The organism is Streptomyces sp. CNX435 (genome assembly GCF_059570575.1).
Window position 1 is genome coordinate 110,762 of record NZ_JCANTA010000009.1, and the last position, 22,304, is coordinate 133,065.

Genomic DNA, 22,304 nt, shown 5'->3' on the forward strand with positions numbered 1-22,304 from the left:
CGTGCTCCGGGCCGGACTCAGCGGTCGGCGGTCGCCCGCTCCCGTTCCGGGGCGTACTCCTCCGCCACCGGCCGCGACCGCGGCGAGCCGCCGCGGTCGCCCTCGGATTCCGACTTGAACAGCCAGTTCATCTTCGGCTCCATGGACCACCGGAACATCTGCCGCACCGGCGGGGTGCACAGCACCGTGATGATCACGACCGCGATGGCCGTCACGACGACGGCGCCGAGCGGCGTGTGCACGAAGTCGTGGTCGTACCAGTCCCAGAAGCGCGAGCCCTTGGCGAGGAACCCGTGCAGCAGGTACCCGTACAGGGTGCCGGCGCCCAGCACGGTGAACCACATCGTGCGCCGCGGCACCCAGGCCAGGAAGCACACCGTGAGCACCAGCGCGCAGCCGAACATCGCGAACGTCATCGCAGGCCCGGCCCAGATGGGCGCGCCCAACTCCTGTGCGGAGTCGCGGTGGTAGAACCAGCCGGCGTTCATCCGCGGCACGGCCCAGTACGCGACCACCGCGGCCACCAGGCCCACCGGCAGGGACAGCAGCCGCACCTCGCGCCGCCGCACCAACTGGAAGTGCTCGGGCTTGAGCATCAGGCCCAGCACGAAGAAGGGCATGAACTGCAGCACCCGCTGCAGGTCGAGGTCGTTGCCGACGGTGTCGCTCATGGACGCGGCGGTGGCGATGAGCAGCGCCAGCGGGACGGGCCAGCGCACCGCCTTCCACAGCGGTGCCGTCATCCGCCAGACGAACAGCGCGATGAGGAACCACGTCAGATACCACGGGTCGAGGATGCTGATGCGGTAGTCGGGGACCTCGCCCGCCCAGCGGTTGAAGAACGTGTACGCCGTCTCGAAGATCACGTACGGCACGAGCACGCCGGTGACGAGCCGCTGCACGCGGCCGGGGCGGCCGAGGTCGAACGAGCGTGACATATAGCCGGAGATGAGGATGAACGCCGGCATGTGGAAGGAGTAGACGAGCATGTAGAGCGCGGACGCGGCACGGCTGTCGTCGCGCAGCGGCTCCCAGGCGTGGCCGAGCGCGACCAGCACGATGGCCAGGTACTTTGCGTTGTCGAAGAAGGGGTCGCGGGATTTCGGCTTGCCGGAGTCGCCGGCCGGACGAGCCGCGGTCTGCGGCGGGTGGGTCACGAAGCCTCCTGGTACGAGTCCGGCGGCGGAACCCGGAACCGCACCGGCGGGTTGGGGTCGAGGGGGGATCGAAACATCGTCGGCACCATAGCGTCCGAGTGTCTGGCCCGTAAATTCGAAGTCAGCGTCGGGAATTTCATTGTCATCGGGACGGTCGGCGTGGTCAGTTGGCATCACCGTATGCCAGTTTTGTCCTGAATGAACCGGACATAGAGGCATGAACCATCCGCGTGTCTCGCGGTCTTCTTTTGGCCAGTTCCGATTCGTTCACGCGCGGCGTGAATGGGGAATTGTGACGGCCGCAACACCCGTCCCCGCACCGCTCATTGCGTATATGCCTGCCGCCGGATCGCGAAATTCGGATTCGCCGGCGGTTTCCCGCGGCCCGCCGCCGGGGATGGACCGCATGGGCGCGCCACCGGCGCGGAGGCCGTACGGCGTCCGCGTGCACCGAAGGCGCACATCGGTGTAAGGGGCGCGAGATGTCAGCCAGTTGGGCATCCCGCGCACCGTCGTGCGCCTCTTGGTGGCACGATGGATCCACCGGGGTGTGCGGGCGGCGGGTGCCCTGGGTGGGTGAACGAGAACCTATGGGGTGATCAGGGCGTGGCTATCTCACTGTCCATGGTGCTGCTGATGGGGATCATCCTGGTCGTGCTGATCCGTGGCGGCTCGGTCAAGATAGGTCCGGCGATCGTGGCCGTGCTGTTCGGCTTCTTCCTGGCGTCCAGCAGCGCCGCTCCGGACATCAACGAGGCACTCGACGAGATAACCCAGAGCATCAGCGACATCGGCACCTGACCCCCGCGGGGGTCAGGCCGACGTGCACACGGCAACGGCCGGGACACCGGCCTGCGCCCGTCGTGACCGACGTGGCGCGGCCATGATCCCGGCCGTCTGCTCACCGAGCGGGTGACGGGAATCGAACCCGCGTAGCCAGCTTGGAAGGCTGGAGCTCTACCATTGAGCTACACCCGCAAGCGCCACCCGGCGCGGGCGGCACGCCTGCATCGTAGCCGCTGCGCCCCCGGTCCCGCACGCCGCTTCCCCGAGGCGCCGACCGGCGCGTACACGCGCGCGTACCTCCACGCGTCCGGTACGGGGACGAAGGCGGCTCCGGTACGGGCCGGGCCCCGGGCGCGTACGGCGTCACCAGGGGCGTAATCGGCGGCGGCGCGGCTGTGCGGCATGTACCCTACTGCTCGCACCAGCGGGGTGTGGCGCAGCTTGGTAGCGCGTCCGCTTTGGGAGCGGAAGGTCGTCGGTTCGAATCCGGCCACCCCGACCGCGGCGGGGACCTTCGGCGCGAAGGTCCCTTTATGGGGAGTGGACCCGGCACCGGTACTATGCAAGCTGCGTTCCTGCGTGCCTGGACCGGGCCGCTCCCCGGCTTCAGCCGAAGCCCGGACGCAGCCACAAGAAGTCCAGAAGAAGTACAGCACTTCCCAGACGCCATCCCAAGGAGACCGACCGTGAAGAGCGCCGTGGAGACCCTGAACCCGACCCGGGTTCGGCTCACTGTCGAGGTGCCCTTCGAGGAGCTCAAGCCCAGCCTCGACGCGGCGTACAAGAAGATCAACCAGCAGGTCACGGTGCCGGGCTTCCGTAAGGGCAAGATCCCGGCCCGCATCATCGACCAGCGGTTCGGTCGCGGCGCCGTCCTGGAGGAGGCCGTCAACGACGCGCTGCCGAAGCTCTACGACGACGCCGTCAACGAGAGCGAGCTCAAGCCGCTGGGTCGGCCCGAGGTCGACATCACCGAGCTGAAGGACAACGAGACGCTGACCTTCACCGCCGAGGTCGACATCCGTCCCGAGTTCGAGATCCCGGACTACTCCGGCATCAGCGTCGAGGTCGACGCCATCGAGGTGCCGGACGAGGACGTCGACAAGTCGGTCGAGCAGCTGCGCGAGCGCTTCGCCTCCACCACGCCGGTGGAGCGGGCCGCGGCGGAGGGCGACGTCGTCACCATCGACCTGGAGGCGAGCGTCGACGGCGAGGTGCTGGAGGACGGCGTCGCCAGCGGCGTGTCGTACACCATCGGCTCCGGCGAGCTGCTGGACGGCATCGACGAGGCCGTGACCGGCCTGGAGGCCGGCGGCTCCGCGACGTTCGCCTCCGAGCTGAAGGGCGGCTCCGCGGCCGGCCAGGCGGCGGAGGTCAAGGTCGAGGTCACTCAGGTCGCCGAGCGCGAGCTGCCCGAGCTGGACGACGAGTTCGCCCAGATGGCCAGCGAGTTCGACACGCTTGAGGAGATGCGGGCGGACAGCCGGCAGCGGCTGGAGCAGATGAAGCGGTACGACCAGGCGCAGCAGGCCCAGGAGAAGGTGCTGGACGAGCTGCTGGGCCTGGTGGAGATCCCGGTGCCGGAGAAGCTGCTGGAGGAGGAGATCTCCACGCGCAAGCACAACCTGGAGAACCACCAGCTGGCCCAGATGGGGATGAACCTTGAGGGCTACCTGAAGCTGCAGGAGAAGACCGCCGAGGAGCACGAGGCGGAGCTGAAGGAGCAGGCGGAACGCGGCATCCGCACGCAGTTCGTCCTCGACGAGCTGGTGGGCAAGGAGCAGGTGAACGTCGGGCAGGAGGAGCTGACCGAGCACCTGATGCGCCGGGCGCAGTCCTCCGGCATGAGCCCGGACCAGTTCGCGCAGGCCGTCGTCGAGGGCGGCCAGGTGCCGGTGCTGGTCGGCGAGGTCGCCCGCGGCAAGGCGCTGGCGGTCGTGGTCGAGGCCGCGACGATCACCGACACGAACGGCGAGGCCGTGGACCTGTCGGACGAGGACGAGACCGGTGAAACGGTGACGCCTTCCGCTGAGGAGACGGCGGAGGCCGGCGAGAAGGCGCCGGAGGCCGAGGCGGAGCCGGCCGAGAAGGCGGACGCCTGAGGCGAGGTGTACGAGCGTCACGGCGGGCCCTGCCGCACATGCGGCGGGGCCCGCGGCACGCCGGGCGCTGCGACGGGCGGGCGGCCGTCGGCCGAGCAGCCGGAGGCGTACTCGGCCCGGTGGGCGGCCCCGTTCACGGCCTTCGGCGCGGATGCGGCGACTCCGGGCTCGTCACGCGCGCCTTGCGCGCCATGGTGGCCGCGTGGCCCTGGTTCGTACCCCGTCGCGCACCGGTCGGCGGAGCGGCGGAGCCTGGTACCCACCGCCCCCGGAGGGCCCCGTGCGCTGCGGGCGCGTGCGGGCGGGCCGCGGAGTCGTCCCGCCCCGGTCCGGCGCACCCCGCGGTGCCGGCCGCAGGCCCCCCGCAGGGCACCCGCTCCGCGTGCCGCGGCGGGCCGCACCGTCCCGACCGAAGCCCCGCCGACGGGTGCCCGGCGGACCCGGGGGGCCCATCACCGCAGGGTCCCCGGCCCCGCCCGGAGGGCCTGCGCTCACAGCGAACAGTTCCAGAACCGGGATGGCGCCCGCCTACCTGCGCGTTAGGGTCCATAAGCAAGTCAGGCAAGTCAGGAACGTACAGTCAGACGGCCTCTGTCGGCCGTCGCAGAGTGAGCAGGTGGACACGTGACGAACCCGATGCTTTCCGGCCCGGGCGAGCCGTCCTTCGGCGGCCTTGGCGACCAGGTCTACAACCGGCTGCTCAACGAGCGCATCATCTTCCTGGGCCAGCCGGTCGACGACGACATCGCCAACAAGATCACGGCGCAGCTGCTCCTCCTCGCCGCGGACCCGGACAAGGACATCAACCTCTACGTCAACAGCCCGGGCGGCTCCGTGACCGCCGGCATGGCGATCTACGACACGATGCAGTTCATCAAGAACGACATCGTCACCATCGCTCTGGGCCTCGCGGCCTCCATGGGCCAGTTCCTGCTCAGCGCCGGCACCCCCGGCAAGCGCTTCGCGCTGCCGAACGCCGAGATCCTGATCCACCAGCCGTCCGCCGGCCTCGCCGGCTCGGCGACGGACATCAAGATCCACGCCGAGCAGCTGATCCGTACGAAGAAGAAGATGGCGGAGCTGACCGCGCTGCACACCGGCCAGAGCGTCGAGCAGGTCACCCACGACTCCGACCGCGACCGCTGGTTCTCCGCCGAGGAGGCCAAGGAGTACGGCCTGATCGACGAGGTCATGCCGTCGGCCACGGGGATCCCCGGCGGCGGTGGCACCGGCGCCTGAGGGCCCGGCCCACGGCGCCCCGGCCCCGACCCGCAAGCAGCCCCGCAGCCCCGCGCAGCCCTTCACAGCCGCACTGCCACCAGGACGGAACACCACGATGCAGAACTTCCCCGGACGCGGCCTCTACGACCGCTCGGCCGACGAGGCCGCCGACGCCCGTCGTTCGCTGGGCGCCGAGTCCCGCTATGTCATCCCGCGCTTCGTCGAGCGCACCTCGCAGGGCATCCGCGAGTACGACCCGTACGCGAAGCTCTTCGAGGAGCGGGTCATCTTCCTCGGCGTGCAGATCGACGACGCCTCGGCGAACGACGTGATGGCCCAACTCCTGTGCCTGGAGTCGATGGACCCCGACCGGGACATCTCGGTCTACATCAACAGCCCCGGCGGCTCCTTCACGGCACTCACCGCCATCTACGACACGATGCAGTTCGTCAAGCCGGACATCCAGACCGTCTGCATGGGCCAGGCCGCCTCGGCCGCCGCCGTGCTGCTGGCCGCCGGCACCGAGGGCAAGCGCATGGCTCTGCCGAACGCCCGCATCCTGATCCACCAGCCGTACACCGAGACCGGCCGCGGCCAGGTCTCCGACCTGGAGATCGCCGCGAGGGAGATCTTCCGGATGCGTAACCAGCTGGAGGAGATGCTGGCCAAGCACTCGACGACGCCGATCGAGAAGATCAAGGACGACATCGAGCGGGACAAGATCCTCACCGCCGAGGAGTCCCTGGAGTACGGGCTGATCGACCAGATCGTCTCCACCCGCAAGCTGTCCGCCGGCATCGGCGGCTGACGGCCCGCGGCGGGCTCCCGGCTCGGTGTCCGCGGCGCCGGACCTTCCGTCCGGGCCCATGTCCTCTGGACAGGGCCACCCGTGGAGCGGTCCCCTGGGAAGCGAACCAGTGAGTTGGGCTCAAGGGGACCGCTCGGGGCTCCGGGCAAGGTACCGTCGATACGCAACCAGGTTCCGCCCCCCAAGAGCGGATCCCAGGCGAAGGGGAAGCACCTCGTGGCACGCATCGGTGACGGCGGCGATCTGCTGAAATGCTCGTTCTGCGGCAAGAGCCAGAAGCAGGTCAAGAAGCTCATCGCAGGACCCGGTGTCTACATCTGCGACGAGTGCATCGACCTCTGTAACGAGATCATCGAAGAGGAGCTGGCCGAGAGCTCCGAGGTGCGCTGGGAGGAACTGCCCAAGCCCCGCGAGATCTACGAGTTCCTCGAGGGCTACGTCGTCGGCCAGGAGGCCGCAAAGAAGGCGCTCTCCGTCGCGGTCTACAACCACTACAAGCGGGTGCAGGCCGGCGAGAACGGCGCCGCGGCGCAGAACCGCGAGGACGGCATCGAGCTGTCGAAGTCCAACATCCTGCTGCTCGGCCCCACCGGTTCCGGCAAGACGCTGCTGGCGCAGACCCTGGCCCGGATGCTCAACGTCCCCTTCGCCATCGCCGACGCCACCGCCCTCACCGAGGCGGGGTACGTGGGCGAGGACGTCGAGAACATCCTGCTGAAGCTGATCCAGGCCGCCGACTACGACGTCAAGAAGGCCGAGACCGGCATCATCTACATCGACGAGATCGACAAGGTCGCACGGAAGAGTGAGAACCCGTCGATCACCCGTGACGTCTCCGGCGAAGGCGTGCAGCAGGCGCTGCTGAAGATCCTGGAGGGCACCACGGCCTCCGTGCCGCCGCAGGGCGGCCGGAAGCACCCGCACCAGGAGTTCATCCAGATCGACACCACGAACGTGCTGTTCATCGTCGGCGGCGCCTTCGCCGGCCTGGAGAAGCTCATCGAGTCCCGGGCGGGTGCCAAGGGCATCGGCTTCGGCGCCACCATCCGCTCCAAGCGCGAGTTGGAGAACGAGGACCCGTTCCAGGAGGTCATGCCCGAGGACCTGGTGAAGTACGGCATGATCCCCGAGTTCATCGGGCGGCTGCCGGTCATCACCAGCGTGCACAACCTGGACCGGGCCGCCCTGCTGAAGATCCTCGTCGAGCCGCGGAACGCGCTCGTCAAGCAGTACCAGCGCCTCTTCGAACTCGACGGCGTCGAGCTGGACTTCGACCGCCCGGCGCTGGAGGCCATCGCCGACCAGGCCATCCTCCGCGGCACCGGCGCCCGCGGGCTGCGCGCCATCATGGAGGAGGTGCTGCAGTCGGTGATGTACGAGGTGCCGTCCCGCAAGGACGTCGCCCGCGTGGTCATCACGGAGGAGGCGGTGCACTCCAACGTCAACCCGACGCTGGTGCCCCGCTCCCGCGCCGCCGAGCCGGAGCAGCGGCACCAGGAGAGCGCCTGAGCCCGCGGCGCACCCTGCGCACCACACGAAAAGGGGCCGCCCGCCGGGCGGCCCCTTTTCGTGTGGTGCGGTACGGCTCAGCCGATCGGCACCCGGACGTCGTTGCGGACGTCCGCGGTGGTGGTCGCGGCGTCATCGATGCTCATCTCGCCGCCCACGAGGATCTGCGCCGGGTCCGTCAGCGCGACGTAGCCGACGGTGCTGCTGTCGGCCCAGGCGCAGGTCGGGAACTTGAAGGCGCCGACCGTCTCGTCGCCGGTTTCGAACTCCACGTACTGGCACTTCATCGAAGCGCCCTCCTCCAGCCCCTCCGGCTGGACGTCTTCCGGGCTGCCGACCAGCTTCGCGCTTTCGCCACCGCCGGTGGTCGGGTCGGCCGCGGCCTCCTCGGCCAGATACGTGAAGAACGCGTCCAGGGCCGACTCGGGATCATCGACGGTGCCGTAGACGCCCTGGAACTGCAGCATCTTGGCCGTTTGGCTCTCGCCCGCCTTGTAGCCGGCGCCCACGTCCTCGGCGTCGGAGATGCCGAACGACTCCAACTCGGACATGTCGCTCGACGACAGTCCGCTGCCGCTGCCGGACGCCGCGTCTTTCTGGTATTCGGTGGCGACCGTCTCGGGGGTCGTCAGCTTGTACTTCTCGCCGCTGTCGACCGGCGGGTCTTCGCCGCTGTCGCCGTCGTCGCCCCCGCTGCCGCCGTCGGTCTGCGACTTCTTCGACTCGTCCTTCTTGCCGTCATCCTCGTCGTCCCCACCTATCAGGAAGAACCCGGCGACGGCGATCAGGGCGACCGCCACCACGGCGGCCAGGACGATGAACAGCGTCTTGTTGTTGTTGCCGCCCGGCTGCGGAGGCGGTGCCTGGTTGTACCCGGGCTGCTGCCCGTACGGCCCCGCCTGCTGCTGGCCGTAGCCCCCCGGCTGCTGCCCGTACGGGCCGGCCTGTTGCTGCTGCTGACCGTAGCCCTGGTCGCCGCCCTGCTGCGGGTAGCCGTAGCCGGGCTGACCGGGCTGGCCGGGCTGACCAGGCTGGGCGGGCTGGGAGTAGGGCGACTGCGCCGGTTGCTGTGGGGGCTGCTGCGGCTGGCCGTAGGGACCGGGCTGCCCGTACGGGCCTGGCTGCTGCCCTCCACCCCCGTACGGTCCGGGTGGCGGCGGCTGGTTGTGACTCATTACGGTCCCCTCCGTGAGTTAAGACTGCTCCGCCCATACTGTCGGATCGCGCCGCGTTGCGCTGCCTCGGGTCTCGATCGGCCCGCTGTGCGGTTGTCCATGCGGTTGTCCACAAGGACGCACGCCGTCCACAAGTGGTTCGCAGCGGGGTGTGACGCGGCTCTAGACTGACCGTCGTGACCGACGCAGAGAACCCGCAGCGCAGCGCAGCAGAACTTCCCACGCAGTACACGCCCGGCGAGGTCGAGACCTCGCTGTACGAGGGCTGGGTAGAGCGCGGTTACTTCGCGGCGGACGCCAAGAGCGACAAGCCGCCGTACACGATCGTCATCCCCCCGCCGAACGTCACCGGCAGCCTCCACCTCGGCCACGCCTTCGAGCACACGCTGATCGACGCCCTCACCCGCCGCAAGCGCATGCAGGGGTACGAGACGCTGTGGCAGCCCGGCATGGACCACGCCGGCATCGCCACGCAGAACGTCGTGGAGCGCGAGCTGGCCAAGGAGGGCCTCTCGCGGCACGATCTGGGCCGCGAGGCGTTCGTCGAGCGGGTGTGGCGATGGAAGGCGGAGTCCGGCGGGCAGATCGCCGGCCAGATGCGCCGCCTCGGCGACGGCGTGGACTGGAGCCGCGACCGCTTCACCATGGACGAGGGCCTGTCCCGCGCCGTCCAGACCATCTTCAAGCGGCTCTACGACGACGAGTTGATCTACCGCGCCGAGCGCATCATCAACTGGTGCCCCCGCTGCCTCACCGCCATCTCCGACATCGAGGTGGAGTACCAGGAGGACGACGGCGAACTGGTCTCCATCCGCTACGGCGAAATCGAGGGGGCGGAGCGCAGCGACTCCGTTGAGGGCGGCGGCGGGCGACGGGCGGGCCAGTCCCTCGTCGTGGCGACCACGCGCGCCGAGACGATGCTCGGCGACACCGCCGTCGCGGTCCACCCGGACGACGAGCGCTACCGCCACCTCGTCGGCACGGAGATCCTGCTGCCGCTCACCGGCCGCCGCATCCCCGTCGTCGCCGACGAGCACGTGGACCCGGAGTTCGGCTCCGGCGCCGTGAAGGTGACTCCGGCGCACGACCCCAACGACTTCGAGATCGGCCGCCGGCACGGCCTGCCGATGCTCACCGTCATGGACGAGCACGCCGTCATCACCGCCCACGGCCCCTTCCAGGGCCTGGACCGGCTGGAGGCCCGCTCGGCGATCGTCGCCGCGCTGCGCGCCGAGGGCCGGATCGTGGCCGAGAAGCGGCCGTACGTGCACTCGGTGGGCCACTGCTCGCGCTGCAAGACCACGATCGAGCCGCGGCTGTCCCTGCAGTGGTGGGTCAAGGTCGGCCCGCTGGCGAAGGCCGCGGGCGACGCGGTGCGCGACGGCCGGGTCGACATCCACCCCAAGGAGATGGAGTCCCGCTACTTCGGCTGGGTGGACAACCTCAACGACTGGTGCATCTCCCGCCAGCTCTGGTGGGGCCACCGCATCCCGGTCTGGCACGGCCCGAACGGGGAGTCGGTGTGCGTCGGGCCCGACGAGAAGCCGCCGGGCGGTGAGGGCTGGACCCAGGATCCCGACGTGCTGGACACGTGGTTCTCGTCCGGCCTGTGGCCCTTCTCCACGCTCGGCTGGCCGGAGGAGACCGAGAGCCTGGCGAAGTTCTATCCGAACTCGGTCATGGTCACCGGCTACGACATCCTCTTCTTCTGGGTCGCCCGGATGATGATGTTCGGGCTGTACGCGATGGACGGCGAGATCCCGTTCCGTACGATCGCGCTGCACGGCATGGTCCGCGACCAGTTCGGCAAGAAGATGTCGAAGTCATTCGGAAACGCGGTGGATCCGCTGGAGTGGATGGACAAGTACGGCTCCGACGCCGTCCGCTTCACCCTCGCCCGCGGCGCCAACCCCGGCACCGACGTGCCGATCGGCGAGGACTGGGTCCAGGGCTCGCGCAACTTCGCGAACAAGGTGTGGAACGCCACCCGCTTCGCGCTGATGAACGGCGCCACGGTCGAGGGCCCGCTGCCCGCCGGAGCGGAGCTGTCCACGACGGACCGCTGGATCCTCTCCCGGCTGAACACGGTCGTCGCCGAGGTCGACGCGCTCTACGACGACTTCCAGTTCGCGAAGCTCTCCGACGTGCTGTTCCACTTCGCCTGGGACGAGGTCTTCGACTGGTACGTGGAGCTGTCCAAGACGACGTTCGCGGCCGGCGGCCCCGCGGCCGACGCCTCGCGCCGCGTCCTCGGCGAGGTCCTGGACGTCACGCTGCGGCTGCTGCACCCGGTGGTCCCGTTCGTCACCGAGGCGCTGTGGACGACGCTGACGGGCCGCGAGTCCCTCGTGATCGCCGACTGGCCCGCCGACTCCGGCTTCCGGGACGCGGCGGCCGAGGCGGAGATCGTGAAGCTCCAGGAGGTCGTCACCGAGGTCCGCCGCTTCCGCGCCGACCAGGGCCTGCAGCCGGGCCAGCGCGTGCCTGCCCGGGTGGAGCTGGCCGGCGTCGGCCTGGCGGCACACGAGGCCGCCATGCGGCAGCTGCTGCGGCTGCAGCCCGAGGGTGACTCGTTCGCCGCCACCGCGTCGCTGCCGGTGGCCGGGGCGACCGTCGCGCTGGACCTGTCCGGGACGATCGATGTGGCGGCGGAGCGCAAGCGGCTGGCGAAGGACCTGGCCGCGGCCGAGAAGGAGAAGACGCAGGCGGAGGCCAAGCTCGGCAACGAGGGCTTTCTCGCCAAGGCGCCGGAGCCGGTCGTGGCGAAGATCCGCACCCGGCTGGCGAAGGCCGAGGAGGACATCGTCCGCATCGGCGCGCAGCTGGAGCGCCTGCCGCAGGCGTAGTGCGTACGAGGGTTACGGGCCCGGGGGCGCCCCCGGGCCCGTAACCCCGGCTACGCGCTGTGGCCCAGGGTCTCCGGCCGCACCGGGTGCGCGAAGGGCAACCCCGCGGCGTAGCGGGCCAGTTCGTCCGCCGCGGCCCGGCCCAGCCGCGGCAGCTCGCCCGCCAGCGACCCCGCGATATGCGGCGTCAGCAGCACGTTGGGCAGCTCGTACAGCGGCGAGCCGGCCGGCAGGAACTCCGGCTCGGTCACGTCCACGACGGCGTACAGCCGGCCCGCGACCAGCTCCTCCGTCAGCGCCTCCTGATCCACCAGCGAGCCGCGCGCGGTGTTGACGAGCGTCGCCCCGTCCCGCATCGACGCGAGCCGGTCCCGGCTGATCAGGTGCCGGGTGCTCGGCAGCTCCGGGGCGTGCACCGTGACGACGTCGGCGACGGCGCACAGGTCGTCCAGACCGGCGGGCGTGGCGCCGAGGGCGCGCAGCTCGCCCTCGTCCGCGTACGGGTCGTACACCAGCGTCGTCAGGTCGTACGGGCGCAGCAGCTCCAGCACCCGCCGGCCGATGTGGGAGGCGCCGACGACGCCGACGGTGCGCCGGTAGTTGCCGGCGCCGGGGTGGTCCGCGTACCAGTCGTACGGACCGCGCCGCCGCCGGTACTCCTCGCGCACCTGAAGCACCCGCTTGCCCGCGAACAGCACCGCCGCGACGGTGTACTCCGCCACCGGCAGCGCGTTCGCCCACGCCGCCGAGGAGACCGCGATCCCGCGCCGCCACACCGCCTCCGTGACGTGGTGCCTGACGGACCCCGCGGCGTGCACGACGGCCCGCAGCCGCGGCGCCGCGGCGAGCACCGCCTCGTCCAGCGGCGGGCAGCCCCAGCAGGTGACGAGCACCTCGGCACCGGCCAGCGCGGCGGCGGCCCGCGGCTCGGTGAAGTCCGCGACGGCCGGCCCGGGTTCGAGGTCCGCGACCGCCGCGAGCCGCTCCCGGGTCGCGGCGTCGAACAGCGGCGGGAGGGCGTCGGGGCTCATCGCGAACAGGGCGCGCGGGCGGCGCCCCGCGCCGCCGAGGGGGTCGTTCTGGGACACGCGGTCGCCTCCTGTGTCGGGCCTGCGATCGGGAGCTGCCGCCGGGCAGCTGCCGGGCGTCCCCCGCGGGCGGGGATCCGTCGTAGCCGGACCCTAGACTGGCATTGTGAGCGCCCGCGAAGAACCCGCAGGTCCCGACCCGGACGAGACCCCCCACAGCCCGGACACCCCGGAAGACGACCCCTTCGACGAGATCGTCGGCACCGAGACCGACCGCGACCCCGACCTGGCCGTCATCGAGGCCGGCAGCCGCACGCTGCGCACCCAGGGCGGCCCGCCCGCCGGGGACGGCGTGCCCGCGCGCCCGGCGGACCCCGAGGTGGCCCGCGCGCTGCGCGAGGCCGAGGCGGAGCTGCTGGCGCGCTGGCCGGAGACGCGGATCGACCCGTCGCTGGAGCGCATCCGGGCGCTGCTCGACGTCCTCGGCGAGCCGCAGCGCGCGTACCCGTCGATTCATCTGACCGGCACGAACGGCAAGTCCTCCACGGCCCGCATGATCGAGGCGCTGCTGGTGGCGTTCGACCTGCGCACGGGCCGCTTCACCAGCCCGCACCTGCAGTCGATCACGGAGCGGATCGGCCTGGACGGGGCGCCGATCGACGCCGAGCGGTTCGTCGAGACGTACCGCGAGCTGAAGCCGTACGCGGAGATGGTCGACGCCCGGCAGGAGCATCCGCTGTCGTTCTTCGAGATGCTGACCGCGATGGCCTTCGCCGCGTTCGCCGAGGCCCCGGTGGACGTGGCGGTCGTCGAGGTCGGCCTCGGCGGCACGTGGGACAGCACGAACGTCATCGACGCCGCCGTGGCCGTCGTCACCCCCATCGCCGTCGACCACAGCCGGCTGCTCGGGGACACCCCCGGGGCAATCGCCGCCGACAAGGCGGGGATCGTGAAGAAGACCGCGACGTCCGCGGGCGGCGGCCCGGGCACCGTCGTGATCATGGCTCAGCAGCCCGTCGACGCCGCGCAGGTGCTCCTGAAGCGGGCCGTGGAGGTGGACGCGACGGTGGCCCGCGAGGGCATGGAGTTCGGCGTGCTGAGCCGGGAGGTCGCGGTCGGCGGGCAGTTGCTGACGCTGCGCGGCCTCGGCGGCGAGTACCCGGACGTCTTCCTGCCGCTGCACGGCGAGCACATGGCGCACAACGCCGCGGTCGCCCTGGCCGCCGTCGAGGCGTTCTTCGGCGTCGGCTCCGCCCACGCCCGCAGCCTCGACGCCGACACCGTCCGGCGCGCGTTCGCCACCGTCACCTCGCCGGGCCGCCTGGAGGTCGTACGGACCTCGCCCCCGGTGATCCTCGACGCCGCGCACAATCCGGCCGGCGCGCTGGCGACGGCGGCGGGCGTGCAGGAGGCGTTCGGTTTCAGCCGACTCATCGGCGTCGTCGGTACGAGCAGGGAGAAGGACGTACGCGGCGTGTTGGAGGCGTTCGAGCCGATCTTCGCCGAGGTCGTCGTCACCCGGAACTCCACGAGCCGCGCCATGGACCCGGACGAGCTGGCGGCCATCGCCGTCGAGGTCTTCGGCAGCGAACGGGTGCAGGTCGAGCCACGCCTCGACGACGCCCTGGAGGCGGCCATTACCCTGGCGGAGGAGGAGGACGAGTACGCCGGTGCGGGCGTGCTGGTCACCGGATCCGTCATCACCGCCGGAGAGGCCCGGCTGCTGCTGGGCGCGGAGTAGAGGGGCGAGCAGAATGCGCACGCTCTGTGCGAGCACGTTGGTCGGCGAGATCATCGTCATCGGCCTGACGGGGCTCGTCGCGATGCGGCAGTCCGACCTGTCCGACGGCACGATCTGGGGGGTCAGCGGCGCCGCCATGGTGCTGTGCGTGCTGCTCTGCGGCATGCTCGGCCGCCCCGGCGCCGTGCACGTCGGCTGGGGGCTGCAGATCGCGCTGATCGCGTCCGGGTTCGTGGTGCCGTCGATGTTCTTCCTGGGCGCGGTCTTCGCCGGCCTGTGGTGGGCGTCGGTGCACTACGGGCGGATCGTCGACGCGGCCAAGGCCGCGCGGGCCGCCGCCGAGGCCGGGGAGACCGCCGAGACCGGCGGCGCCCCGGCGTAGCGGCGGCGGAGGGCGGGACGCGTGCGAGCGTCCGCCGGGGGCCGGGTAAGGTCAGGTTCCCCCGAGTCCAGCAACGCACCGCAGGAGCCGTACATGAGCCAGCGCACGCTCGTCCTCCTCAAGCCCGACGCGGTACGCCGCGGGCTGGTCGGCGAGATCATCGGCCGGATCGAGCGGAAGGCGGACTGGTCGATCGTCGCGCTCGAGCTGCGCACCCTCGACCGGTCGGTCCTGGAGCAGCACTACGCCGAGCACGTAGGCCGGCCGTTCTACGAGCCGCTGGTGGAGTTCATGTCCTCCGGGCCCGTGGTCGCGCTCGTCGTCGAGGGCGAGCGGGTCATCGAGGGAGTCCGTACGCTGGCCGGGCCCACCGACCCGATCGCCGCCGCGCCCGGCAGCATCCGCGGCGACTTCGGCACCATCGTCCGCGAGAACCTCGTGCACGCCTCCGACTCGGAGGAATCCGCCGCCCGCGAGCTGAAGCTGTTCTTCCCCGACCTCGCCTGACGTCCGCGCAGGTCGGCAGCGGGCCCGCCCCCCGTAGAGGCGGCCGGATCATTCGGTCGCCTCTTGGCATGTGCAAGCGAAAACGGGGAAAGTGCAACCGACACGGTGTCGTATTGACTGCGACACCCTCGCTGTCTCCACGACCTCCCGAGACTACGATGTCCCCTACGGGCCGTAGCGCGCGCCGCCCTGCTGCCGACCCCCGTCCGCCATCACCCTGGAAGGCCAGACGTATCCCATGGCGAACAGTATGAGCTTCATCGGCCGTGACATGGCCGTCGACCTTGGGACCGCCAACACGCTGGTGTACGTCAGAGGCCGGGGCATCGTCCTGAACGAGCCGTCGGTCGTGGCCATCAACACCAACACCGGCGGGATCCTCGCGGTCGGTGCCGAGGCGAAGAAGATGATCGGCCGCACCCCGGGCAACATCGTCGCGGTGCGTCCGCTGAAGGACGGCGTCATCGCCGACTTCGAGATCACCGAGCGCATGCTGCGCTACTTCATCCTGAAGATCCACAAGCGCCGCTACCTCGCCCGTCCGCGCGTCGTGGTCTGCGTGCCGTCGGGCATCACCGGGGTCGAGCGCCGCGCGGTCATCGAAGCCTCGACCCAGGCGGGCGCCCGCCAGGTGCACATCATCGAGGAGCCGATGGCCGCCGCCATCGGCTCCGGGCTCCCGGTGCACGAGGCGACGGGGAACATGGTCGTGGACATCGGCGGCGGCACCACCGAGGTCGCGGTGATCTCCCTCGGCGGCATCGTCACGGCGCAGTCCATCCGGGTGGCCGGGGACGAGCTGGACAACGCGATCATCCAGCACATCAAGAAGGAGTACAGCCTCCTGCTCGGTGAGCGCACCGCCGAGATGATCAAGATCACCATCGGTTCGGCGTACGACACCGACCGGGACGAGCACACCGAGATCCGCGGCCGTGACCTGGTCAGCGGGTTGCCCAAGACCGTCGTGATCTCCTCCGCCGAGGTGCGCAAGGCCATGGAGGAGCCGCTCAACGCGATCGTCGACGCGGTCAAGACGACGCTCGACAAGTGCCCGCCGGAACTCTCCGGCGACATCATGGACCGCGGCATCGTGCTCACCGGGGGCGGCGCACTGCTGTCCGGCCTCGACGAGCGGCTGCGGCACGAGACGGGGATGCCGATCCACCTCGCCGAGGAGCCGCTCGACTCCGTCGCGCTCGGCTCCGGCAAGTGCGTCGAGGAGTTCGAGGCACTGCAGCAGGTGCTGGACGCGCAGCCCCGTCGTTAGCTCCCCCCAAGTCCGTACCCCACAGCCGGGACACCCAGGAAGGCGCTTCGGAAGCACGTGAGGGACACACGAGAGAGCCGGGTCCTGCTCCTGCTGCTCATCACCATCTCGTTCGCGCTGATCACGGTCGACATCCGGGGCGGGGACGACTCTCCCCTGGACGCCACGAAGCGGGGGGCCGCGACGGCCCTGGGGCCCGTCGAGGACGGCGTCGCGACGGTGGTCGACCCGGTGGGCAACGCGATCGAGGCGGTCCGCGAGTCGGGCGACAGACACGACCGCATCGCCGAACTGGAGCGGCAGAACGCCGAGCTGAAGCAGCGGCTGGGCAGCGACGACCGCAACCGCGCCCGCGCCGCCGAGCTGGACAAGATCCTCCACACCGCCGGCGCCGGCCGGTACGGCATCAAGGGAGCCCAGGTCATCGCCATAGGAGCGGCGCAGGGCCTGTCCTGGACCGTGACCATCGACGCCGGCTCCCGCGACGGCCTGGAGCGGGACATGACCGTACTCAACGGCGACGGCCTCGTCGGCCGCGTCACCACCGTCGGCCCGTCCACCGCCACCGTGCTGCTCGCCAACGACCCGGAGTTCACCGTCGGCACCCGGCTGGAGAAGACCAGCGAGCTGGGCTTCGCCACCGGTCAGGGCGACCGGCCCATGAAGGTGGAGCTGCTCAACGGCAAGCTGAAGGTGGAGAAGGGCGACCGGCTGGTGACCTTCGGCTCCAGCGGCTCGCGGCCGTTCGTGCCGGGCGTGCCCATAGGGGTCGTCTCGTCGGTCGAGCCGGTGGGTGACGTCACCCGCACCGTGTACGTCGAGCCGTACGCCTCGTTCACCCGGCTCGACATCGTCGGCGTCGTCGTCGAGCCGCCCCGCGACGACCCGCGCGACACGGTGCTGCCGCCCGAGCCCAAGGCGACGCCGACGCCCACCGTCACCGTCACGGTCACTCCCGGCGCGGAAGGCGAGGCGGCGGGCGAGGCGGAAGGTGAGGCGGACGCCGGGGCCGGAGCCGGGGACCCGGCGGCGGAGGACCCCGCCGCCGATGCCGCCGATCCCGCCGGAGGAGACCCCGCAGCCGAAGAGGACGGGAACTGACCGTATGAGGCACGTGAACCGCGTCCTGCTCTCCGCCCTGCTGGTGGTGGTCGCCCTCGTCTTCCAGGTCACCGTGCTCGCCCGGCTCCATCTGCCCGGCGCCGTACCCGACCTGACGCTGCTCGTCGTCCTCGCCCTCGCCATGGTCTACGGCCACGTGGGCGGCGCGCTCGTCGGCTTCAGCGCCGGCCTGCTCGCCGACATCGCGCCGCCCGCCGACCACGCCGTGGGCCGCTACGCCCTCGTGCTCGCCGTCATCGGCTATCTCGCCGGGCTCATCAAACCCGAGTCCGGCCAGGTGCGTACCGCCGCGGGACCGATGATGGTCGTCGGCTGCGCCGCCGTCGGCTCCACGCTGCTGTACGCGGGCGTCGGCGCCCTCGTCGGCGAGGGCTCGGTGCGCGGCGTCGGCCTGGGCAACCTGGTCTTCACCGCCGCGATCTACGACCTGCTGCTCGCCCCGTTCACCGTGCCGCTTGTGATGGCGCTGGCCCGTAAGGCCGACCGCGACACCACCGCCGAGGCCGCCGAGACCGCCACCGGCGGCTCGGCCGCGGGCGACTCCGCGTACCGCTGGCTGGCCGGCGGCACCGCCAGCCGCGCCGCCGTCAAGCGGGCCCGCTCGTACGGCCGCGGACGCGGCGGCATCGGCCGGCAGCGGGGCAACCTGTTCGGCCCCAAGTCCAAGAGTGCCAAGGCCACCCGCATCAAAGGGGTGAAGCGGCTGTGACCAACATTCCGGAGACCGGCAAGTCGACCAGGGTCACCGTCCGGCTGGTCGGCATCCAGGTGCTCGTACTCTCCCTGCTGCTCACCCTGGGCGGCCGGCTGTGGTACCTGCAGATCCGCAACGGCGAGCAGTACGAGGAGGAGGCCGCCGGCAACCACGTCCAGCAGGTCATCGAGCCCGCCGTACGCGGCTCCATCCTCGACTCCCGCGGCGAGCCGCTCGCCGACAACGAGACCCGCCTCGTGGTCTCCGCCAGCCGCACCGACCTGATGAAGATGGACGACGACGGCGAAGCGGTCCTCACGAAGCTCGCCGGGGTGCTGGGCATGAAGCCCAAGACCGTCATGGAGCGGGTGCGGCTCTGCGACGCCAAGACCCCCAAGCCGTGCTGGAACGGCTCCCCGTACCAGCCCATCCCCATCACCGACGAGGCCACGACCCGCCAGGCGCTGCAGATCCGTGAGCAGGAGGAGGAGTTCCCCGGCATCACCGCGGAGCCCACCGGGGTCCGCCGCTACGGCTCGCCGAACGACGCCAACACCGCGCAGGTCCTGGGCTACCTCTCCCCGGTCACCGACGAGGAGATCACCCAGGCCGAGGGCAGCGACAACCCGCTGCTGCGCACCGACCAGATCGGCCGCGCCGGCCTCGAACGCACCTACGACCCCGAGCTGCGCGGCCAGGCCGGCGTGACGAGCTACCGCGTCGACAAGCTCGGCCGGGTGATAGGAGAGGCCGACAAGCAGCCCGGCGTGCCCGGCTCCAACCTGGTCACGAGCATCGACTCGCGGGTGCAGGCGGTGGCCGAGGAGGAGCTGGCCAAGGCGATGGAGGTGGCCCGCACCCAGTTCGACGACAACACCGGCACGAACTACAAGGCGGATTCCGGCGCGATGGTGGTGATGGAGGCCGACACCGGCCGCGTCGTCGCCATGGCGTCCAACCCGACGTACGACCCGAACGAGTGGGTCGGCGGCATCGACGCCGGCACGTACAAGAAGCTGACCGGCAAGAAGGCCAACTACCCGCTGCTGAACCGGGCGACCCAGGGCCAGTCGGCCCCCGGCTCGATCTTCAAGCCGATCCCGACGACCGCCGCGGTCAACGCCGGCTACGACTTCGACGGCAACTACGAGTGCAGCAGCGACTACAGCATCGGCGGCCAGGTCTTCAAGAACTTCGAGTCGCAGAGCTACGGCGCCATCGACCTCGGCCGGGCGCTGGAGGTCTCCTGCGACACGGTCTACTACCGGCTGGCGCACCAGGAGTGGCTGAACGACGGCGGCAACAAGCCGAAGAAGAAACCCGACGACTGGTTCTACAAGACCGCCCACCAGTTCGGCCTCGGCGAGGAGACCGGCGTCGACCTGCCGAACGAGGTCGCCGGCCGGGTCCCCGACCGGCAGTGGAAGAAGGACTACTGGCGGGCCAACAAGGACGCCTGGTGCAAGCAGGGGAAGCAGGACGGCGACTACGCCGAGCGCATCGCGTACGAGAACTGCCTGGAGGGCATGCGCATGCGCGCCGGTGACTCCGTCAACTACTCCATCGGCCAGGGCGACACGCTCGTCACCCCGATCCAGATGGCCACCGTCTACGGCGCCATCGCCAACGGCGGCACGCTCTACGACCCCACCATCGGCAAGGCCGTGATCAGCGCCGACGGCAAGAAGGTCGACACGATCGAGCCGAAGTCGCACGGCAAGCTGCCGATGGACAAGGCCACCCACGCCGCCATAGACGAGGCGCTCGCGGGCGTCGCGACCCGCGGCACCGCCGCCTGGCGCTTCACCGGCTGGCCGCAGGACGAGATCCCCATGCACGCCAAGACCGGCACCGCCGAGGTCTACGGCAAACAGACGACGTCGTGGTTCGCGACGTACACCGAGGAATACACGATCGTCATGACCATGTCCCAGGGCGGCACCGGCTCCGGTGCCTCCGCGCCCGCGGTCCGCGCGGTCTACGACGCGCTGTACGGCGTCTCCAAGGACGGCGACATCGACCCGAAGAAGGCGCTCCTGCCCAAGCCGCAGAAGAAGCTGCCGAAGATCTCGCCGGACGGCAGGATCGAGGCACCGTGACGGCCACCGACGGGTACTCCGTCCGGCGCTTCACGCCCGAGCTGGGCACGTGGGGCAGGCTCACCGCGCGCGACTCGCTGGTGCGCCGGATGGACTGGACGCTCATGGTCTCCGGGCTCGCGCTGTCCGCCGTCGGCACGGCGCTGGTCTGGTCCGCGACCCGCAACCGCGACGACCTCACCGGCGGCGACCCGTACTACTTCGTGATGCGGCACGCGATCTTCACCACCGTCGGCATCGCGCTGATGGCCGCCACCATCTGGGTGGGCCACCGCACGCTGCGCGGGGCGGTGCCGCTGCTGTACGGCCTGTCGCTGGTGCTCGTCGCCACGGTGCTCAGCCCGCTGGGCACCACCATCAACGGCTCCCGCGCCTGGCTCGACCTCGGCGGCGGCTTCACCGTCCAGCCGGCCGAGTTCACCAAGATCACGATCATCCTGGGGATGGCGATGATCCTGGCCGCCCGGGTCGACGCGGGCGACCGCGAGTACCCCGACCACCGCACCGTCGTCCAGGCGCTCGGCATGGCCGCGGCGCCGATCGGGATCGTCGTGCTGATGCCGGACCTCGGCTCCGCGATGGTGCTGACCACGATCGTGCTGGGCGTGCTGCTGGCCTCCGGCGCGGCGGGCCGTTGGGTGCTGGGGCTGGTGCTCGCCGGGGTCGGCGGCGCGGCGCTGGTCGTCTCGCTCGGGATGCTCGACGAGTACCAGGTCAACCGCTTCGCCGCCTTCGCCAATCCCGCGCTGGACCCGGCGGGCGTCGGTTACAACACCAACCAGGCCCGGATCGCCATCGGCTCCGGCGGGGCGACCGGCAAGGGGCTGGGCGAGGGCAGCCAGACGACGGGCCAGTTCGTGCCCGAGCAGCAGACCGACTTCATCTTCACGGTGGCCGGCGAGGAACTGGGCTTCGTCGGCGCAGGCCTCATCCTGCTGCTGATCGGCGTGCTGCTGTGGCGGGCGTGCCGGATCGCGCGGGGCGCCAGCGACCTGTACGGCACGATCGTCGCGGCGGGCGTGGTGGCGTGGTTCGCGTTCCAGGCGTTCGAGAACATCGGGATGACGCTCGGCATCATGCCGGTGGCGGGGCTGCCGCTGCCGTTCGTCAGCTACGGCGGCTCGTCGATGTTCGCGGTGTGGATCGCGGTGGGCCTGCTGCAGTCCATCAAGGTGCAACGGCCGCTGTCGGCCTGAGCGCCCGGGACCGTACCGCCGTGCGGGACGGTACCGCCGTCCGCGTCACAGCCGGCGCAGGAGCAGCACCGCCGCCGCGGCGGCCACCCCGAGCACCATCGCGGCCACGCCCCACGCCGGCCGCCCCCCGCGCCCCGCCCCCAGCGCCCCGTCCACGGAGACCCGCCCCGCCCCGGTCAGCGCGAGCCCCACGCCCGCGGCGCCGAGCAGGACCTCGTACTCGACGCCCCGCGGGTCCGCCGCCGCGATCGGACCGCTCCAGTCGAAGCCCCACTTGACGGCCACGGCGTTGATCATCACGCCGATCACCGAGGCCGCCGCCAACGGGGTGAGGAGGCCGACGACCAGCGCGAGTCCGCCGACGATCTCGCTCAGCCCCAGCACCCACGTCATCACCCGCTCGGCCGGGTAGCCGGCCGCGGCCAGCGTCGCGGCCGTCGGGTCGAACCCGGCGCCGTCGAACCAGCCGAAGAGCTTCTGCGCCCCGTGCCCCGCCATGACCGCGCCGACCGCCGCCCGCAGCGCCAGCAGCCCGATGTCGGCACCGGCCGCGCCCTCCGCGACGTCCTCGGCGTAGCTGATGACGGGGATGGTGCGCGTCTGGGCCATGGGCGAGCTCCTTGTCGTTCTGGGCGCGACGCTAGGACACCCCCGGGACCCT

Annotated in this window: 18 protein-coding genes and 2 tRNA genes; 15 read left to right on the forward strand and 5 right to left on the reverse strand. The window is 71.0% G+C overall.

Annotation, left to right across the window (positions count from 1 at the left end; all coding sequences use genetic code 11):
• Positions 1–17: 17 nt before the first annotated feature.
• Positions 18–1,157: an acyltransferase family protein gene (locus T328_RS17305; protein WP_496496964.1), complete on the reverse strand. Its 1,140-nt coding sequence runs from the start codon at positions 1,155–1,157 to the stop codon at positions 18–20.
• A 606-nt stretch (positions 1,158–1,763) separates the two neighbouring features.
• Here T328_RS17305 and T328_RS17310 point away from each other — a divergent pair.
• Positions 1,764–1,958: a hypothetical protein gene (locus tag T328_RS17310; RefSeq protein ID WP_496496965.1), complete on the forward strand. Its 195-nt coding sequence runs from the start codon at positions 1,764–1,766 to the stop codon at positions 1,956–1,958.
• A gap of 106 nt (positions 1,959–2,064) precedes the next feature.
• Here the strand turns inward: T328_RS17310 and T328_RS17315 are convergent.
• Positions 2,065–2,135: transfer RNA gene (locus T328_RS17315), tRNA-Gly, on the reverse strand.
• 233 nt (positions 2,136–2,368) lie between these two features.
• Between T328_RS17315 and T328_RS17320 the strand changes: the two genes are divergently transcribed.
• From T328_RS17320 to clpX, 5 genes are all read left to right on the forward strand, one after another.
• Positions 2,369–2,442, forward strand: a tRNA-Pro gene (locus T328_RS17320).
• A gap of 187 nt (positions 2,443–2,629) precedes the next feature.
• Positions 2,630–4,045: a trigger factor gene (gene tig, locus T328_RS17325; RefSeq protein WP_496496966.1), complete on the forward strand. Its 1,416-nt coding sequence runs from the start codon at positions 2,630–2,632 to the stop codon at positions 4,043–4,045.
• A gap of 636 nt (positions 4,046–4,681) precedes the next feature.
• The gene (locus tag T328_RS17330; protein WP_420303208.1) at positions 4,682–5,284 is read left to right on the forward strand and encodes an ATP-dependent Clp protease proteolytic subunit; all 603 of its coding nucleotides are present in this window, start codon (positions 4,682–4,684) and stop codon (positions 5,282–5,284) included.
• A gap of 97 nt (positions 5,285–5,381) precedes the next feature.
• The gene (locus T328_RS17335) at positions 5,382–6,074 is read left to right on the forward strand and encodes an ATP-dependent Clp protease proteolytic subunit (protein WP_496496967.1); all 693 of its coding nucleotides are present in this window, start codon (positions 5,382–5,384) and stop codon (positions 6,072–6,074) included.
• A 216-nt stretch (positions 6,075–6,290) separates the two neighbouring features.
• Positions 6,291–7,583 carry an ATP-dependent Clp protease ATP-binding subunit ClpX gene (gene clpX, locus T328_RS17340; RefSeq protein WP_027770124.1) on the forward strand — a complete coding sequence of 431 codons (1,293 nt, stop codon included), beginning with the start codon at positions 6,291–6,293 and terminating at the stop codon, positions 7,581–7,583.
• 77 nt (positions 7,584–7,660) lie between these two features.
• Here the strand turns inward: clpX and T328_RS17345 are convergent, their stop codons facing one another.
• Positions 7,661–8,758 carry a hypothetical protein gene (locus T328_RS17345; RefSeq protein WP_496496968.1) on the reverse strand — a complete coding sequence of 366 codons (1,098 nt, stop codon included), beginning with the start codon at positions 8,756–8,758 and terminating at the stop codon, positions 7,661–7,663.
• 176 nt (positions 8,759–8,934) lie between these two features.
• Between T328_RS17345 and T328_RS17350 the strand changes: the two genes are divergently transcribed.
• Positions 8,935–11,604, forward strand: a complete 2,670-nt coding sequence (locus T328_RS17350; protein ID WP_496496969.1) for a valine--tRNA ligase — start codon at positions 8,935–8,937, stop codon at positions 11,602–11,604.
• A gap of 50 nt (positions 11,605–11,654) precedes the next feature.
• Here the strand turns inward: T328_RS17350 and T328_RS17355 are convergent, their stop codons facing one another.
• Positions 11,655–12,635 carry a hydroxyacid dehydrogenase gene (locus T328_RS17355; protein WP_496497072.1) on the reverse strand — a complete coding sequence of 327 codons (981 nt, stop codon included), beginning with the start codon at positions 12,633–12,635 and terminating at the stop codon, positions 11,655–11,657.
• 163 nt (positions 12,636–12,798) lie between these two features.
• On the opposite strand from T328_RS17355, the gene folC reads away from it, so the two are divergent.
• From folC to rodA, 8 genes are all read left to right on the forward strand, one after another.
• Positions 12,799–14,373 (forward strand): bifunctional tetrahydrofolate synthase/dihydrofolate synthase, encoded by a 1,575-nt coding sequence (gene folC / locus T328_RS17360; protein ID WP_496496970.1) that lies wholly within the window; start codon positions 12,799–12,801, stop codon positions 14,371–14,373.
• A gap of 13 nt (positions 14,374–14,386) precedes the next feature.
• The gene (locus T328_RS17365) at positions 14,387–14,755 is read left to right on the forward strand and encodes a DUF4233 domain-containing protein (RefSeq protein WP_496496971.1); all 369 of its coding nucleotides are present in this window, start codon (positions 14,387–14,389) and stop codon (positions 14,753–14,755) included.
• Between the two features lie 93 nt (positions 14,756–14,848).
• Positions 14,849–15,262, forward strand: a complete 414-nt coding sequence (gene ndk, locus T328_RS17370; RefSeq protein ID WP_496496972.1) for a nucleoside-diphosphate kinase — start codon at positions 14,849–14,851, stop codon at positions 15,260–15,262.
• Between the two features lie 250 nt (positions 15,263–15,512).
• Positions 15,513–16,532, forward strand: coding sequence for a rod shape-determining protein (locus tag T328_RS17375; protein WP_496497073.1), 1,020 nt, complete (start codon positions 15,513–15,515; stop codon positions 16,530–16,532).
• Between the two features lie 57 nt (positions 16,533–16,589).
• Positions 16,590–17,633, forward strand: a complete 1,044-nt coding sequence (gene mreC, locus T328_RS17380) for a rod shape-determining protein MreC (protein ID WP_496496973.1) — start codon at positions 16,590–16,592, stop codon at positions 17,631–17,633.
• A gap of 4 nt (positions 17,634–17,637) precedes the next feature.
• Positions 17,638–18,363 (forward strand): rod shape-determining protein MreD, encoded by a 726-nt coding sequence (mreD, locus tag T328_RS17385; protein WP_496496974.1) that lies wholly within the window; start codon positions 17,638–17,640, stop codon positions 18,361–18,363.
• Positions 18,360–20,447 carry a penicillin-binding protein 2 gene (mrdA, locus tag T328_RS17390; RefSeq protein ID WP_496496975.1) on the forward strand — a complete coding sequence of 696 codons (2,088 nt, stop codon included), beginning with the start codon at positions 18,360–18,362 and terminating at the stop codon, positions 20,445–20,447. The genes mreD and mrdA overlap by 4 nt, the downstream gene beginning before the upstream one ends.
• Positions 20,444–21,643: a rod shape-determining protein RodA gene (rodA, locus tag T328_RS17395; RefSeq protein WP_496496976.1), complete on the forward strand. Its 1,200-nt coding sequence runs from the start codon at positions 20,444–20,446 to the stop codon at positions 21,641–21,643. Before mrdA ends, rodA begins: the two co-directional genes overlap by 4 nt.
• Before the next feature lie 45 nt (positions 21,644–21,688).
• Here rodA and T328_RS17400 read toward each other — a convergent pair whose 3' ends face one another.
• A complete protein-coding gene (locus T328_RS17400; protein ID WP_496496977.1) occupies positions 21,689–22,252 on the reverse strand; it encodes a DoxX family protein in 564 nt (187 codons plus the stop codon).
• Positions 22,253–22,304 lie beyond the last annotated feature (52 nt).

Excerpts from the sequence above, each read along its gene's own strand:
- T328_RS17330 (WP_420303208.1), top strand. The coding sequence starts at position 4,682 with ATGCTTTCCGGCCCGGGCGAGCCGTCCTTCGGCGGCCTTGGCGACCAG.
- ndk (WP_496496972.1), top strand. The coding sequence starts at position 14,849 with ATGAGCCAGCGCACGCTCGTCCTCCTCAAGCCCGACGCGGTACGCCGC.
- mreD (WP_496496974.1), top strand. The coding sequence starts at position 17,638 with ATGAGGCACGTGAACCGCGTCCTGCTCTCCGCCCTGCTGGTGGTGGTC.
- T328_RS17355 (WP_496497072.1), bottom strand. The coding sequence starts at position 12,635 with ATGAGCCCCGACGCCCTCCCGCCGCTGTTCGACGCCGCGACCCGGGAG.
- T328_RS17365 (WP_496496971.1), top strand. The coding sequence starts at position 14,387 with ATGCGCACGCTCTGTGCGAGCACGTTGGTCGGCGAGATCATCGTCATC.
- T328_RS17400 (WP_496496977.1), bottom strand. The coding sequence starts at position 22,252 with ATGGCCCAGACGCGCACCATCCCCGTCATCAGCTACGCCGAGGACGTC.
- T328_RS17335 (WP_496496967.1), top strand. The coding sequence starts at position 5,382 with ATGCAGAACTTCCCCGGACGCGGCCTCTACGACCGCTCGGCCGACGAG.
- T328_RS17375 (WP_496497073.1), top strand. The coding sequence starts at position 15,513 with ATGAGCTTCATCGGCCGTGACATGGCCGTCGACCTTGGGACCGCCAAC.
- T328_RS17345 (WP_496496968.1), bottom strand. The coding sequence starts at position 8,758 with ATGAGTCACAACCAGCCGCCGCCACCCGGACCGTACGGGGGTGGAGGG.